Raw genomic sequence first — 15,847 nt, forward strand, 5'->3', positions numbered from 1 at the left:
GCGGCTCCGGAAATTCAAGGACGGATTGTACGATAGACGACTGGATTGGCCGCCGGCTTGATGGCGCCAATATGGTAAGCCGCCTGCACTTCGCGCACCGCCTGTTCGGCCGCTGCCTGCGTCCGTGCATGCACCATGGCCAGCGGCTGGCCCACGGTGATCGCGTCACCCAGTTCCACCAGTGCGCTCAGGCCGACCGCGAAGTCGATTGCGTCTTCCGGACGGCGCCGGCCACCACCCAGGCTCACCACCGCCAGGCCCAGGCCGCGCGTGTCCACCGTTGCGATGAAGCCGCCCTGCAGCGCAGGAACTGCCACAGTCACCGGCGCCTGTTCCAGGTAGGCGTCGGGACGCTCAATCAGGTCGGCCGGCCCGCCCAGCGCCGCCACCATACGCGAGAAGCGCTCTGCCGCTTCACCGGAGTCCAGGCCTGCCTGCAGCTTTGTCCGCGCTTCGGCTTCGTTTGCGGCCAGGCCGCCCAGGATCAGCATCTCGGCGCACAGCGCCATCGTCACCTCGTGCAGGCGCGCAGGCCGCGCGCGGCCGGTCAGGTAATCCATCGCCAGGCGCACTTCCAGAGCGTTGCCGGCCACCGGACCGAGCGACTCGTTCATCTCGGTCAGCAAGGCAGAGGTGCGGGTGCCGGCACCATTGCCCACGGTGACGATGCTCTCGGCCAGTTCCACCGATTTCTCGAACGTCGGCATGAAGGCGCCGGTACCGACCTTGACGTCCATGACCAGCGCATCGAGGCCGGCCGACAGCTTCTTGGACAGGATGGAGCCGGTAATCATGGCCACCGATTCCACCGTCGCGGTGGTGTCGCGGATGCTGTAAAACCGCTTGTCCGACGGCGCCAGCTGCGCGGTCTGGCCAATGATGGCCACGCCCACATCCTTGACAACCTTGCGGAACAGTTCGGGATCGGGCACCGTGCAATAGCCGGGAATGGAATCGAATTTGTCCAGGGTGCCGCCGGTGTGGCCCAGGCCGCGGCCCGAAATCATCGGCACAAAACCGCCGCAGGCGGCAATCATGGGGCCGAGCATGAGCGAGACCACGTCGCCCACGCCGCCGGTGGAATGCTTGTCCACCACCGGGCCTGGCAGGTTCAGCGAGCGCCACTCCATGACCTGGCCGGAATCGCGCATGGCCAGCGTGAACGCGACGCGTTCGTCCATGTTCATGTCATTGAAGAACACCGCCATGGCCAGAGCCGCAATCTGCCCTTCGGTGACGCTGCCGTCGGTAATGCCACGGACAAAAAACTGGATCTCTTCTGCGCTCAATACGCCGCCGTCACGCTTCTTGCGGACGATTTCCTGGTTCAAAAACATTAAATACCTTTTATATTATTTATACGCCGTATGGAATCCACACGTTCTTGACCTGGCTGGCGTGGGCCAGCACCGCGCGGCCACCGGCCTGCCTGGTGTCGTACCAGTCGCGGCCCTTGCCGCCGCCCACCCAGGTGCGCTTGAGGGAACCTGCCGACAGGCGTTCCACTTCGGCGCAGCCATCAGGCGAACCATCATGACGCCATACGGCGTCTACGTCCGCGTGCGAGGCCAGGGTGCGTGCCAGTTCGTCGGCGCTGCCGGTGACGATATTGAGCGCGCCGCCCGGCAGGTCGGAGGTGTCGAGCACCTGGTACAGGTCCGTGGCGGCCAGCGGAAATGCCTCCGACGGCACGGCCACCACCCGGTTGCCCAGTGCCAGGGCCGGCGCCACCAGCGAAATAAAGCCCAGAAGGGGCGCTTCGTTGGGGCAGATGATGCCGATCACGCCGACCGGCTCGTTCAGCGCCACGGTAATGCCGTGCATGGGTGGCTGGTGTGCCAGGCCGTCATACTTGTCGGCCCACGCTGCGTAGTAGAACAGGCGCTCGATCGAGGCTTGCACTTCGCGCTGCGGATCTTTCGAGCCGGTCATGGCAGCGAGGCGGTTGGCAAATTCCTCGGCCCGAATGGCGAGATTTTCGGCGATGTAATACAGCACCTGCGCGCGGTTGTGCGACGTGGCCTTGGCCCAGCCGTACGCCTTGTGCGCCGCTTCCACGGCATTGCGGATGTCCTTGCGATTGCCTTCGCCCACTTCGCCAATGAAGGCGCCGCCGGCGCCATGGATGGCGCGGCTGTAGGCGCCGTCGGGGCGGGCCTGCTTGCCGCCGATGTACAGCTTGGCGGTGCGGTCGATGGCGAACAGGTCGCCCGAACCACTCTGCCTGACCTTGCCCTGGGCTTCCACCACAGGTGCGGCGGGCCGCGCGTCTTCGGCCAGCGCCACCATGTATTCATACATGCCTTCCTTGCCGCCTTCACGGCCAAAGCCGGACTCGCGATAGCCGCCAAAGCCGCAGGCTGCGTCGAACTGGTTGGCGGTGTTGATCCACACTACGCCGGCCTTGATTTGGGGCGCGACATCCAGCGCCAGGCTGATGGACTCGGACCACACGCAGGCGGCCAGGCCGTAGACGGTATTGTTGGCCAGCTGGACCGCTTCCACCGGGGTGCGGAAGCTCATCGCCACCAGTACCGGACCGAAAATTTCGGTCTGGGCGATGCCGGCCGAGGTCGAGGCCCCGGTAATGAGGGTGGGTGGGAACCACGAACCACTGGTTGGCATCTCGCAGACAGGCTGATAGATCGTGCAGCCTTCGGCGCGGGCAGATTCCACCAGGCCGTGGATGCGCTGGTGCTGCACCGGGTCGACCAGGGCGCCGATATCCATCGACTTGTCCAGCGGCGAACCCACACGCAGGTTGTCCATGCGCGCGCGCAGCTTGGCGTAGAAGCGCTGCTCCACCGATTCCTGCACCAGCAGGCGCGAACCGGCGCAGCATACCTGGCCCTGGTTGAACCAGATCGAATCGACCAGGCCTTCAACCGCGGCGTCAAGGTCGGCGTCTTCAAACACGATGAATGGCGACTTGCCACCGAGTTCCAGCGACAGCTTCTTGCCACTGCCTGCGGTAGCCTGGCGAATGATGCGGCCAACTTCGGTGGAGCCGGTAAAGGCCAGCTTGTCGATGCCCGGATGATTGACGATGGCTTCGCCCACGCGCCCGTCGCCGGTCACGATATTGACCACGCCTGCCGGCACGCCCGCCTGCTGGCAGATTTCGGCAAACAGGAGTGCGGTGAGCGAGGTGAATTCGGCCGGCTTGAACACCACCGTGTTACCGGCCGCCAGTGCCGGCGCGATTTTCCAGGCCAGCATCAGCAGCGGAAAATTCCAGGGCACGATCTGTCCTACCACGCCCACGGCGCGGTAGTCCGCGAACTCTTCCGACTGCAGCTGCGCCCAGCCGGCGTGATGATAGAAGTGGCGCGCGGCCAGCGGCAGGTCGGCGTCGCGCGTCTCGCGGATGGTCTTGCCGTTGTCGAGCGTTTCAATGACCGCGAACAGGCGCGCATGCTTTTGCAGCAGGCGGGCCAGCGCATACATGACGCGTGCGCGGCCATGGCCACCCAGCGCCACCCAGCCTGGCTGCGCGCGGCGCGCGGCTGCCACGGCGCGGTCCACATCGTCGCTGCTGGCCTGGGTGATCTGCGCCAGTTCCTTGCCATTGGCAGGATTGGTCGAGGCAAAGGTGTCGGCCGCTGCGGTCCACGCATTGTCGATGAACAGGCCAAAGCGGCTCTCGTGCTGGTCCAGCCATGTTTGCGCTTCCTTGGTGCTCTCGGGTGCGGGGCCGTAATCCATAGTCTGAAGAATCTCGTTAATTGTTGGCATGACGAATCCGATAATTTAAGGTTGCGCGTGGCGGTGGTTCGCGGAGTAGTTGCCAGTGACGTAGTGTTCGAGCTGGCGTTCGATGTCGGTCAGCAGGCTCGATGCGCCAATGCGGAACAGGTGCGGCTCCAGCCATTCGCGGCCCAGCTCTTCCTTCATCAAGGTCAGGTACTGCAGCGCGCTCTTGGCAGTGGCCACGCCGCCGGCCGGCTTGAAGCCCACCTGGAAGCCATACTGCTCGTGGTATTCGCGGATGGTGCGCACCATGGTCAGGGCCACGGGGATGGTGGCATTCACACCTTCCTTGCCGGTGGAAGTCTTGATGAAATCGGAACCGGCCATCATGCACACCCACGAGGCCTTGGCCACGTTTTCCAGCGTGAGCAGATCGCCCGTGGCGAGGATGGCCTTGACGTGGGCTTCGCCGCAGGCCTGGCGGTAGGCGACCATTTCGTCGTACAGCGCCTGCCAGTTGCCGGTCAGGACATGCTGGCGGGTGATCACGATATCAATCTCGGTGGCGCCGGCAGCTACCGACAATTCGATCTCGCGCACCTTGGTTTCCATGCTGGCCAGTCCCGCAGGGAAGGCCGTGGAGACCGCTGCAATCGGCAGGCGGCCATTCAGTATCCTCGCCGCTGGCGCGATCATCTCGTGGTACACGCACACGGCACCGGTGGTCAGGCCCGTGACACCGAGCGCTTCCATCAGATCGGTGCGCAGCGGGCGCATCGCCTTCATGCACAGGCGCTCGACGCGGCCGGGCGTATCGTCGCCGCCGAGCGTGGTCAAGTCGATGCACTGCAGCGCCTTGATCAGCCACGCGGCCTGGTATTCCTTCTTGACCGTGCGGCGGTTGGCCAGACTGGCGGCGCGGCGGTCGGCGGCGTTGCGGTTGACCTTGATCTGGTTGACCCAGCCGAGGTCGAGGCCAACGGCCTCATTGCGCTTGAAGCCAGTGTGTGAGCCGGTATCGTGGGTCATAACAGAGCGGTTCCATGTAAAGTTGGTGCGACCCCGAGGTGCCTGGCCAGGGTGGCGCCAATATCGGAGAAGGTTTCGGAAATCGGCAGCGCGCGCGGTGCGACGCCAGGGCCGAAGAAAATCATCGGGATGTGTTCGCGCGTGTGGTCGGACCCCGGCCAGCTCGGGTCGCAGCCATGGTCGGCGGTGATCACCACCAGGTCGCCTTCCTTGAGCCTGGCCATGAATTCCGGCAGTCTGCGGTCCATCTCGTGCAAGGCGTTGGAATAGCCGGCAATGTCGCGGCGGTGGCCGAAGGCCTGGTCAAAGTCCACGAAGTTGACGAAGGTGAGCGACTTGTCGCCTGCTTCTTCCGTCACCTTGAGCAGTGCGTCGAACAGTGCCATGTTGTCGGCACCTTTGACCACGCGCGAAATGCCCTGGGTGGCGAAGATGTCGCTGATCTTGCCCAGGCCAATGACCTCGCCACCGGCATCCTTGACGTTGTCGAGCAGGGTCTTGGCAGGTGGCGCCACGGCGTAGTCGTGGCGGTTGCTGGTGCGGCGGTAGTTGCCGTTCTCGCCCAGGAAGGGGCGCGCGATCACGCGGCCGATGTTGTATGGCTTGACCAGTTCAAATGCGGCCTCGCACACCGCGTACAGGCGCTCCAGGCCAAAGTGTTCTTCATGCGCGGCGATCTGCATGACCGAGTCGCCCGAGGTGTAGACGATGATCTTGCCGGTGGCGACATGCTCGTCGCCGTGGCGGTTGATGATTTCGGTGCCCGACGCGTGGCAGTTGCCCAGGTAGCCCACCAGGTTCATCTGCTGCTGCAGCTTGTCGGTCAGCTCCGCCGGAAACGATGGCGTCTCGCGCGGGAAGTAGCCCCAGTCGAACGTCACCGGCACGCCGGCGATTTCCCAGTGGCCGCTCTGGGTGTCCTTGCCGGTGGAGCGCTCGCGCGCCGCGCCGTAGGCTCCGGTGAAGCCGTCGCGCATGGCGAAGCCTTCGGCCCACTGGCCGCAGGCCAGTTGGGCAGCAGCTGCCAGGCCCAGTTTTTCAAGATTCGGCAGCGCCATCGGCTTGCCTTCGGCAGCGGCCCAGCTGGCAATGTGGCCAAATGTGTTGGCACCGGCGTCGCCGTATTTGTCGGCATCGGGCGTGGCGCCCAGGCCAAAGGAATCGAGCAGCAAAATAAAGGCGCGTGACATGGTCGGCTCGCTAAAAAGGGTGAACGATTATTGTGCCGCGCGCGGGGTTGCAGCGACGCGCTCCAGGAAGGCCAGGATCAGGGTGACCAGGTCCTTGGCACCGATGGCGGCGTACTTCAAAGTCTGCTCGTGCGACAGCGGGAATGGCGACAGGCCTTCGGCCAGGTTGGTGATGACCGAGACGCCGGTCACTTTCAGGCCGCAGTGGCGTGCCGACACGACTTCCGGCACCACCGACATGCCGACCACGTCTGCACCCAGGCGCGCCATGGCGCGGATTTCGGCGGCGGTTTCAAAGTTGGGGCCCGGGTAGGCGATGAACACACCCTCGTGCAGCTTGATTTGCTTGTCGGCGGCGGTGGCCTTGACCAGTTCGCGGATGTCGCTGTCGTAGGCATTGGCCATGCTGAAGAAGCGCGGGCCGAAACGGTCGTCATTGGGGCCGATCATGGGCGTACCGGGCAGCCAGTTGATATGGTCAGTCAGTGCCACCAGGCTGCCGGCGTCCACTTCGGGACGCAGCGAACCGGCCGCATTGGTCACGAACAGCATCTCGCAGCCGAGCAGCTTGATCGTGCGCACGGCGCTGGTCATGACTCCCATCCCGTAACCTTCATAGAAGTGACCACGGCCCTTCAGGCACACCACATCCACGCCGGCGAGCGTGCCCAGGACCAGCTGACCGGCATGGCCATGCACGGTGCTGATCGGGAAGCCCGGCAGTTCGTCAAAGCCGATCGACACCGCATTTTCCATCTGCTCGGCCAGCACGCCCAGCCCGGAACCGAGGATCAGCGCCACACGCGGAGCAAATCCGGGCTTGCGGGTACGGATGATGTCGGCGGCTTCAAATGGGGTGTTGTTCAGCATGAGGGTTCCTTGTCTGGTTCGCGTGGTGAGGTGACGGCGGACAGCGCTGACCCACTGATGGGTTGCCACATGAAAATTGATCGCTGTATTTGCTGTCACTACTTAAGTATTATAACTATGCATGAGGGTCGATATGTATGGCAAATACCATTTTTCTTGCTGATTTATAGGCCTCACATATAAATACCAGGTAAAACTGTTGGCGCAGGGCATCGCCAACGCCTCGATCAGAGAGCTGTTACACATTCATTGATTGACAGAATCAAAACATGTGTCTACCATCGCAGACAATTGTTTAATTGATTGCCGATCGTGAACGAAATTTCCAAAAAAGACCAGTTGTACGAGCTCATACGCGCAAATCCCTTCATTTCTCAGCAGGATCTTGCCGTGCAACTGCGGCTGTCACGCTCGGCCGTCGCCGGCTACATTGCCGGCTTGATCCGCGACCGACGCCTGCTCGGGCGCGCCTATGTGCTGCCGGACAATCGCCCCATCGTCTGCCTGGGTGGCGCCAACCTGGACCGCAAGCTGCGCTCCACGAGCACGCTGCGCATGGGCACCTCCAATCCCGCACGCCAGGACGAATCATTTGGCGGCGTGGCGCGCAACATCGCGGAAAACCTGGCCCGCCTGTCCACGCCCGTGTCCCTGATCACGGTCATCGGCGACGACTCGTCCGGCCAGGCCCTGCTCCAGCATGCCGAAGGCGTGGGCATCGACACCCGCGCCACGCTCAAGCTGCAGGGAGTGTGCACCGGCACCTACACCGCGGTACTGGACGACCATGGCGAGATGATGCTGGCCCTGGCCGACATGGCACTGTACGACGCCCTCACGCCGGAATTTCTGTCCACCCGCCAGCCGCAGCGGGCATCGGCCGCCCTTACCGTGGCCGACATGAACCTGCCGCGCGAGACGCTCAAGCTGCTGCTGGAAGACGCCGCGCGTGATGCCATTGCGCTGGTGATCGTGGCGGTATCGCAGCCCAAGATGAGCCACCTGCCGGAAGACCTGCACGGCCTGCGCCTCCTGATCCTGAACCAGGGCGAGCTGGAAACGCGGGTGGGCAGGCAGCTCAAGACCGAAGCCGACCTGCTGGCCGCATGCCGCACCGTGCAGCTGCAAGGGGCCAAGGACGTGATCGTGACGCGCGGTGGCACCGGCGTGATCTACACCACCGCCCAGGGCATTGCCCACCTGGACGCGCCCGATGCCCACATCGTGGACGTTACCGGCGCCGGCGACGCCTTTGCCGCCGCCGTGTGCTGGTCCATGTTCCACGGCAGCGACGACCTGCTGCTGGCCTGCCGCCGCGGTCTGCGCCTGTCGGCCATGACACTCGAATGCGAAGAAACCGTTTGCCCCTACCTGAGCGCCGACATCCTGTCCGACATCCATAACTTTGACAGCGTCCCTGCGAGCCCGCAGGCCTTTAACGCCCTCTATCAGGATTGACATGCAACAGTTCCTCAAGTTTTCCCCGGAAGTGGCCGCCGCCCGCTCGGCCGGCAAACCAGTGGTCGCCCTGGAGTCGACCATCATCTCGCACGGCATGCCGTATCCGCAGAATGTGCAGATGGCGCAGGAAGTCGAACAGATCATCCGCGATGCCGGTGCCGTGCCGGCCACCATCGCCATCATCGATGGCAAGATCTGCATCGGCCTGGCCCCAGAACAGCTGGAACTGCTCGGCACCTCCCCCGACGCCATGAAAGTGAGCCGCCGCGATCTGCCCTTCGTGCTGGCTACGCGGCGCCTGGGCGCCACCACCGTGGCCGCGACCATGATCTGCGCCCAGCTGGCGGGCATCGAGGTGTTTGTCACCGGCGGCATCGGCGGCGTCCACCGCGGTGCGGAAACGAGCTTCGACATTTCGGCCGACCTGCAGGAATTGGCCCGCACCGACGTGGCCGTGGTATGCGCGGGCGTCAAGTCGATTCTCGACATTGGCCTGACGCTGGAATACCTGGAAACCTACGGCGTACCGGTGGTGTCCGTCGGCCAGCAGGCCTTCCCCGCGTTCTTCACGCGCGACAGCGGCTTTGCGGCCGACTTCCAGTTCGACAGTGCGATTGAACAGGCTTCCTTCATCCAGACCAAGTGGCAGCTGGGGCTGCACGGCGGCGTGGTGGTGGCCAATCCGGTGCCCGAGGCGTTTGCCATGCAAAAGGAAGAAATCGACCGCATCACCGACCAGGCCTTGATGGAAGCGGACCAGCGCGGCGTGACCGGCAAGGCCGTGACACCATTTCTGCTCTCGCGCATCAAGGAACTGACGCAAGGCCGCAGCCTTGCGACAAACATCGCCCTGGTCAAGCACAATGCCCTGGTCGGCGCCCAGCTGGCGGTGGCCATGCGCGACCTGCCGGGCCTCAAACCTCTGTAAGGCAGTGCCATGTCGATCGACCTGAAGCAGCTCAAGTACTTCCTGGCCGTGGCTGAAGAAAAAAGCTTCAGCCGCGCCGCCGAACGGCTGCACATCTCGCAGCCTCCCCTGTCGCAGCAGATCATGAAGCTGGAAAGCGAGTTGGGCGTGCGCCTGTTCGCCCGCACCACGCGCACCTTCGAGCTGACGGTGGCGGGCAAGGCGCTCATGGGCGAGGCATCGGACCTGCTGGCCAAGATGCGCATGACGATTGATACCATCCGCCAGATCGACCGCGGCGAAGTGGGGCGGCTGCGGGTGGGCATCGTGGGTTCGGCCATGTGGGGCCCGATTCCCAGCCTGCTCGAAGAATTCCAGACCAAGTATCCGCGCGTGACCTGGACGCTGCACGAGTCGGGTCCCAACGTGCAGTACGACGCCCTGCGCGCCAAGCAGATCGACGTGGGCTTCTGGCGCGAGCCGAAGCTTGACGAAGATGACCTGCGCAACGACCACCTGCGCCAGGAATTGTGCTTTCGCGAGAACGTGTGCGTGGCCGTCAACGAGCATCACCCGCTGGCCACCCTGCCCCACATCGAGCTGACCGACATTCGCGACGAACCGATGCTCACGCTGGCGCTCGACAAATCGGCCTTCCCGCGCTACCTGATCCAGTGCTGCGTCAAGGCGGGCTTTCAGCCGGCGATTTTCCAGGAAGCGTCCGAGCCGCAAACGCTGCTGGCCATGGTGGGTGCGGGCCTGGGCGTGGCGCTCATGCCCGAGACCACCAGCCGCATCGGCTGGCCGGGCGTGATCTTTTTGCCGATCAAGACCAATCCGCCGTCGGCCAATCTGTATATTACTTACACAACACTGGATGATGCGCCGGTGGTGCGCGCTTTCCTCAACATCCTCAATCCACCCGAGGCCTGACCCCGGACCGCCAGGCCAGCGCAGTGCCTGCGCGTGCGGGCCTGGGTGCCGCTATCGGGTCGGATCTGCCGCCCTTGGTCCCTGTAGATACTTGTCCAGCGCGGCCTTCATCGGTGCCAGGTCGACCTTCTTTTCGGCCAGCTCCCGGAACTTAAGAAAGGACGCGTCGGCCTCGGCCCGCTTGCCGAGCCAGTCGAGCAACTGGCCGCGGTCCAGCCAGGCGTAGGCATCATCCGGGTATTTCGTGACATAGGCCAGGGTTTGGGCTTCGGCCTGCGGCGCCTTGGTACGTATGCTGATCATCATGAGCCGGTGCTGGGCAAATTGCGCATGCTGGCCGGCTGCCAGCGCTTTTTCGAAAAAGGGCATGGCCTGCTCCAACTCCTGCGTTTCATACAATGCGCGCCCCAGCAGGATGGGAAGATGCACGTCGCCGGGATACGCTTTTGCCGCATTTTCCAGCATCCGCGCGGCCCAGACCGCCTCGCCGATATTGAGCAGGATGCGCGCCCGTTCACGCGTGGCGTGCTCACTGACTGGCTCAAAGCGTGACAGCGTCAGGGAAGTGGCCAGGGTCTCCCAGCGGTCGGCCGGCAGATAGACCATGGCGTTGGTGAGCGGAGCGAGGACCCGGGTAGAGGGAAATTCCAGCGCGTAGGGCTTCAGGAGGGCAATCGTGTCCGCATACTGTTTATCGCTATTTGGATAGTCAATTTTATCCTCGGCGGCGCGTGCCTTCATGCTGATCAAGAGAGGTCGCGCCCCGGACAGGAGCTGCAACTGGCTTGCATGCTCGCGCATCGCGTCATGGCTTCCGCTCCAGCGCGGTTTCAAACCCACCGACACCTGCCCCGCCACATCGAAACATCCCGCATCCGCAAGCTGTGCGCTGAGGATGATTTCTTTTTCAACCCACGCATCACTGCTCATCCTGGCGCCGAGCAGCATGGCCGCATGCGCGGGCATCATGCGCGGCTCCAGCTCAAGCGCGCGGCGCAGCAGGACATAAGATTGTCCAACCAGCTCCACCATTTGCCGATAGTTTTCCGCCTTAGTGTTGTCGATCGTGTCGAACCCGCGCGCATCGCTTGCGCGTTGCACGGTATGAATACCGCTGGCGGCGAGCGCAAAGGCACTATCTGGCGCCCTGGCCAGCCATTGGGCGGCAATGCGGCCAGCCTGTGCACCGCCGTCGAAAGCGCCCAGGTCACGATGAATGACTTCGCTGAAGTCCTTGCTGGAAAAATGGCGTTCCAGGTTGCGTCTGAACAGTTGTTCGAGTTTGTCCAGTGTCCCCGTGTCCAGGTGCTCCTGCACTGTCGCCAGGGAGATTGACGGTTCAAATTTGTAATGGCAGTAAGCTTTGACCACCTCTGGCGCGGCCTTACTATCCGGGTGATCCGGAAAGGCGAGGCAGCGCTGGAGCGGATCGGCAATGGCGTCCGCCAGCCTGGCCTTGGCCAGGTAGTCGCGCAGCCGTTCAGGGGCCTTGGTCAGTGGCCCTGGCGGCGGCGCCCAGCCGGGAGGGCTGTCCAGCGTCCACACGTATTGGACTTGCACCCATGCTTTGACTGGTTTGCCATTCTCCCGCATCGGCGCGATCTTGCAGCGCGACAGCGCCTCCAGTGCGGCCTGATCCAGGCGCGGATACAGACTCGACACGGCTACCTTGCTGTCAAGGACGGTGCCGTCCGCGCCGGGCAGCATGGCCAACGTCACGGTTCCCTCCTGCGTCCTGCGCTGGGCTTCGATCGGGTAAGTCGGGCGCGGACAATTCGAGAAATCGATGGTGCCCGGTTTGGCAGGCGCGCCTTTCACGGCAGCGGCAGCGGCCACGCCATGGGCCAGCGCGGACAGCGCCAGGATACTGAGCAAGGACGGGATGGTACGGTTCATGGGGCGGAAGGCTTGCGAAGAAGCTGCAAATAAAAAAATGCCCCGTGCCTTTTCAGCGCACGGGGCTTTGCGGAGGAGGCGGTGCTTAGAACGACGCCTTGAGCTGCACGCCGTAGGAGCGCGGCTCGTTGACCATGCCGGTCAGGTTGTTGAAGTCAATCGCCGCCACCGACTGGATCTCGTTGGTGATGTTGCGCGCATACGCGGCCACTTCATAGTTATCCCACTTGTAGCCCACGCGCAAGCCGCCTTCGAGCAGCGACTTTGCCTTGTACTCGGCAGCCTGGTACAGGAACATGTTGTAGCTGCTGCGATACGCCCAGTCGGTCAGCGCATACGCTTCGCCATTGCCAATGTCCATGCGATAGCGCAGCGTGAAATTGCCCTGCCACTCAGGCGCACGCGGCAGCGGATTGCCGTTCAGGTACTGAACCCGGGTATTCGAGCCGGGCAGGATCTGGTTGCCCGAGCCGGTCACGGTGCAGCCAGCTGCTGCCGGCGTGGTCGCGGTGCCACCGGTATTGGCGAAATTGCCGCAAGTCTGTACGAACAGGCGCGCATCCTTGATTTCGGTGTCGTTGTAGCTGCCGCCCACGGTCAGGCGCCAGGCGTCGCCCAGGTTGGCCTGCAAATCAATCTCAACGCCCTGGCCGGTCACCTTGTCGGCGTTGACCAGTTCATTCATGTTGATGGTGCCCGATCCTGCCGTCAGCTGCTTGTCATTGACGGTGTACTTGAAGGCGGAAATGGCCAGGCGCGCGCGGCGGTTGAACAAGTCCTTCTTGATGCCGGCCTCGAACGACACGGCTTTCTCGGCATCGGCATCCGATGGACGGTCATTCGGTCCGAACAGGCGTCCCTGGAAGGACGGGGCGCGGTAGCCGGTCGAGACGCGGGCGTACAGGTTGGTATCCTGGTCCAGCTCATACGTGCCGCTCAGGTCACCGCTGACGTTGGAGGTGCTCGAGCTCAAGGGGAACGGGCCGTAGGTGATGTCCTCGATCCGGAAGGCCGCAAAATCCTTCTTGTCCTTGGTGTAGCGCAGGCCGCCGCGCATCTTGAAGCGGTCGGTGACGGTGTAGTTGACCGAGCCGAAAACCGCGTAGGCCTTGGAGTCCTGGGTCTGGCGCGAGAAATTGGCGTATTGAGGATTGCCCGGCGCCAGGGAGTCGAAACCGATACTGTCGATCTGGATGTTTTCGTCAAAGTAGAACAGGCCGGCAATCCACTGCAGCGGGCCCTTGTTGTTCGATTCCACCCTTACTTCCTGGGTGAACTGGCCATGGTCTGGCAGCAGGTCGGCGGTTTCGACCACGAATGGAATCAGGCCGGGGCCGGAAGGCTGGGCGTACGCCGCGCCATAGCCGCCATCGACGTCGCCGCGGCTGTAGAAATCGGCCGTTTCGTAGCCGGTGATCGAGTGCACCGTCATGCCGTCCAGATCCCAGCGCAGGCGCGCGCTGGCACCCTTGGACTTGAGCCACTGCTCATTGCCGCCATCGGTCGAATAGCTATCGTAGTCGAAGTTATCGACCAGATCGTTGGTACCCTGCTTCAGGATATTGGCGCGGAACAGCATGGCGCTGCCCTTCATGTCGCGCGCATGGACATTGAACAGTGCCGAGAACTGGCTGTGCGGCTTGTACAGCAGCTGCAGGCGGCCGGCATTGTCGTTGTAACCTTCAAATTCCTTGGTGAACGCGTTGGGACGGGTATTGGTCACGCGGTCGTCGCGGTTTTGCGATTGTACCGACAGGCGCGCGGCCATGGTCTCGGACAGCGGCAGGTTGTACACGCTTTCAAAATTGATGGCCGTGTCGTTGCCAAAGCCGAGGGAGAAATAACCCTCGGTCTTGCCGATCACGGGCTTGGCCGAATCGAACTTGATCACCCCGGCCGGCGAATTGCGGCCAAACAGGGTGCCCTGCGGTCCGCGCAGCACTTCGACCTGGTCCACGTCAAAAATCGGGAATCCCTTGAGCATCGGGCTTTCCTGCACGATGTCGTCGACCACCAGGCCCACCGGCTGGGATGCATTCAGGTCGAAGTCGGTGTTGCCCTGGCCGCGGATGTAAAAGCGCGGAAAGGAGCGGCCATAGTCTGATTCCACCACCAGGCTGGGCGCACGGCCCGACAGGAGGCGAATGTCCTGGCCGCCGGCGGTCAGCGTCTCGAGCTTTTCACCCTTGAGGGCGGTGATGGCCATCGGCACATCCTTGATGTTTTCCGAGCGGCGCTGCGCCGTCACGATCACGGTTTCGAGCTGGCCGCTGGCCGTTTCCTGAGCCGGCTGTGCCTGCTGCGCCACGGCAGCGTGCAGGGGAAAGGCGCCGGCGACGGCGATGGCGATGAGCGAGCGGGTCGCAAAGCGGCGGGTCAAGTTGGTCATGGATGGTCCTGGTCATGTTGCGTTCTGTGCCCTTTAGCAATTGGTAAAGGTTGTCGCATCCTAGCATGAAAATTCAGGGCCTAAAATCAACGTCAATACGATTAGATTTATATTTTCAGAATATAAATGCTCAACTAAATTTGTATTTGCCATACATATTGGCGGTGGTGCATAGTTCTACGATCAGCCACCGGCAGTAAGTCGTGTATACAGGCAAGGCACGCAGGTGCAGTGCACAGCAGCCGACACATGACTCCTCCGGGCAGGCCTGTTTAAAGCAAAAAACAATTGTTTATGCACCCGGGGCATGTTGCAACAATACGACAAGAACTGAGCAAGTTAAACAAGCAGGGACATGATGAGTGAAACAAGCGCCTTCACCAGCCGGCTCAAGGCGGTGGCAGAACTGGGCCAGCAGATCTGGCTCGACAACCTGAGCCATGAGCTGGTCGCCTCCGGCGCGCTGGCTGCGTGGATAGCCGACGACGGCATCCAGGGCGTCACCTCCAATCCCTCCATATTCTTTAACGCGATCCGCAGCGACGCTGCCTACCAGGCCGCCCTGCCCGCCCTGCGGCGCACCCATGCCGACCCGGAAGCGCGCTTTGAAGCGCTGGTCTTGCCTGATGTGCAGCGCGCCTGCGAGCTGTTCCTGCCGATGTACCAGGGCAGCGACGGTCAGGCCGGCTTTGTCAGTTTTGAAGTGTCGCCGCGCCTGGCGCACGATGCCGCCGCCACCGTTGCCGCCGCGCGCCGCCTGTGGCAAGCGATCGACCGCCCCAACGCCATGATCAAGATCCCGGCCACCGAGGCCGGCATCGCTGCCCTGGAAGAAGTGATCTTCGCCGGCATCAACGTTAACGTGACCCTCATCTTTGGCCCACGCCAGCTCGCTGCCGTGCGCGCCGCCCACCGCCGCGGCCTGGCCCGGCGCCTGGAAGCGAAACTGTCGGTGCAGCGTATTGCCAGTGTGGCCAGTGTGTTCATCAGCCGGGTCGATGCCGCCGTGGCCGCCCTCCTCCCGCCCAGCGCCGAAGGGCTCAAGGGCAAGGCCGCCATTGCCAGCGCGCGCCTGGCTTACCGCGACTTCCTGGGCGACAGCGGCTTCGCCGTCTTTGCCGCCTTTGGCGCCACGCCCCAGTGGCTGCTGTGGGCCAGCACCGGCACCAAGGACCCGGCCATGCGCGACGTCACCTACGTGGAAGAACTGATCGGCGCCGGCACCGTCAATACCGTGCCCGACGCCACCCTGCTTGCCTTCCGCGACCATGGTGAAGCACGTCCATCGCTGGCCGAAGGTGTCGAGGAAGCCCAGGCCACCCTCGCTCAACTCAGCCGCCATGGTATTGAACTCGATACAATTGGTAACGACCTGTTGCGCCAAGGACTGACACAATTCGAACAAGCCTATGCCAGCTTGCTGGCGTTGCTGGATTGACCGTTTTACGCCGCGCGAGCGCGTTTGCTGCAATGGCAGCCAGT

Annotated in this window: 11 protein-coding genes; 4 read left to right on the forward strand and 7 right to left on the reverse strand. The window is 63.2% G+C overall.

Annotation, left to right across the window (positions count from 1 at the left end; all coding sequences use genetic code 11):
- Positions 1–14 precede the first annotated feature (14 nt).
- Genes deoA through xapA form a run of 5 tightly spaced genes read right to left on the reverse strand, consistent with a single transcriptional unit; the run spans position 15 to position 6,779 of the window.
- Complete coding sequence (gene deoA / locus KY495_RS03575) at positions 15–1,337, reverse strand: thymidine phosphorylase (protein WP_219882388.1); 1,323 nt, start codon at positions 1,335–1,337, stop codon at positions 15–17.
- Positions 1,338–1,356: 19 nt separating this feature from the next.
- Positions 1,357–3,735, reverse strand: a complete 2,379-nt coding sequence (locus KY495_RS03580) for an aldehyde dehydrogenase family protein (RefSeq protein WP_374040987.1) — start codon at positions 3,733–3,735, stop codon at positions 1,357–1,359.
- 15 nt (positions 3,736–3,750) lie between these two features.
- Entirely contained in the window at positions 3,751–4,719 is a 969-nt protein-coding gene (gene deoC, locus KY495_RS03585; protein ID WP_219882389.1) for a deoxyribose-phosphate aldolase, read from the reverse strand.
- Positions 4,716–5,909 carry a phosphopentomutase gene (locus KY495_RS03590; RefSeq protein ID WP_219882390.1) on the reverse strand — a complete coding sequence of 398 codons (1,194 nt, stop codon included), beginning with the start codon at positions 5,907–5,909 and terminating at the stop codon, positions 4,716–4,718. Before KY495_RS03590 ends, deoC begins: the two co-directional genes overlap by 4 nt.
- 27 nt (positions 5,910–5,936) lie before the next feature.
- Positions 5,937–6,779: a xanthosine phosphorylase gene (xapA, locus tag KY495_RS03595; RefSeq protein ID WP_219882391.1), complete on the reverse strand. Its 843-nt coding sequence runs from the start codon at positions 6,777–6,779 to the stop codon at positions 5,937–5,939.
- Between the two features lie 312 nt (positions 6,780–7,091).
- On the opposite strand from xapA, the gene KY495_RS03600 reads away from it, so the two are divergent.
- Genes KY495_RS03600 through KY495_RS03610 form a run of 3 tightly spaced genes read left to right on the forward strand, consistent with a single transcriptional unit; the run spans position 7,092 to position 10,080 of the window.
- Positions 7,092–8,237: a carbohydrate kinase family protein gene (locus KY495_RS03600; protein ID WP_219882392.1), complete on the forward strand. Its 1,146-nt coding sequence runs from the start codon at positions 7,092–7,094 to the stop codon at positions 8,235–8,237.
- 1 nt (position 8,238) lies between these two features.
- Positions 8,239–9,168: a pseudouridine-5'-phosphate glycosidase gene (locus tag KY495_RS03605; RefSeq protein ID WP_219882393.1), complete on the forward strand. Its 930-nt coding sequence runs from the start codon at positions 8,239–8,241 to the stop codon at positions 9,166–9,168.
- Between the two features lie 9 nt (positions 9,169–9,177).
- The gene (locus KY495_RS03610) at positions 9,178–10,080 is read left to right on the forward strand and encodes a LysR family transcriptional regulator (protein ID WP_219882394.1); all 903 of its coding nucleotides are present in this window, start codon (positions 9,178–9,180) and stop codon (positions 10,078–10,080) included.
- Positions 10,081–10,131: 51 nt separating this feature from the next.
- On the opposite strand, the gene KY495_RS03615 is transcribed toward KY495_RS03610, so the two are convergent.
- Positions 10,132–11,976: an energy transducer TonB gene (locus KY495_RS03615; RefSeq protein WP_219882395.1), complete on the reverse strand. Its 1,845-nt coding sequence runs from the start codon at positions 11,974–11,976 to the stop codon at positions 10,132–10,134.
- Between the two features lie 85 nt (positions 11,977–12,061).
- The gene (locus KY495_RS03620; protein WP_219882396.1) at positions 12,062–14,365 is read right to left on the reverse strand and encodes a TonB-dependent receptor; all 2,304 of its coding nucleotides are present in this window, start codon (positions 14,363–14,365) and stop codon (positions 12,062–12,064) included.
- 355 nt (positions 14,366–14,720) lie between these two features.
- Here KY495_RS03620 and tal point away from each other — a divergent pair, with 355 nt between their 5' ends.
- On the forward strand, positions 14,721–15,803 hold the full coding sequence (gene tal / locus KY495_RS03625) for a transaldolase (RefSeq protein WP_229518490.1): 1,083 nt from the start codon (positions 14,721–14,723) through the stop codon (positions 15,801–15,803).
- The last annotated feature ends 44 nt before the right edge of the window (positions 15,804–15,847 follow it).

This window comes from Massilia sp. PAMC28688 (genome assembly GCF_019443445.1).
Taxonomy (GTDB): Bacteria; Pseudomonadota; Gammaproteobacteria; order Burkholderiales; family Burkholderiaceae_D; genus Telluria_A.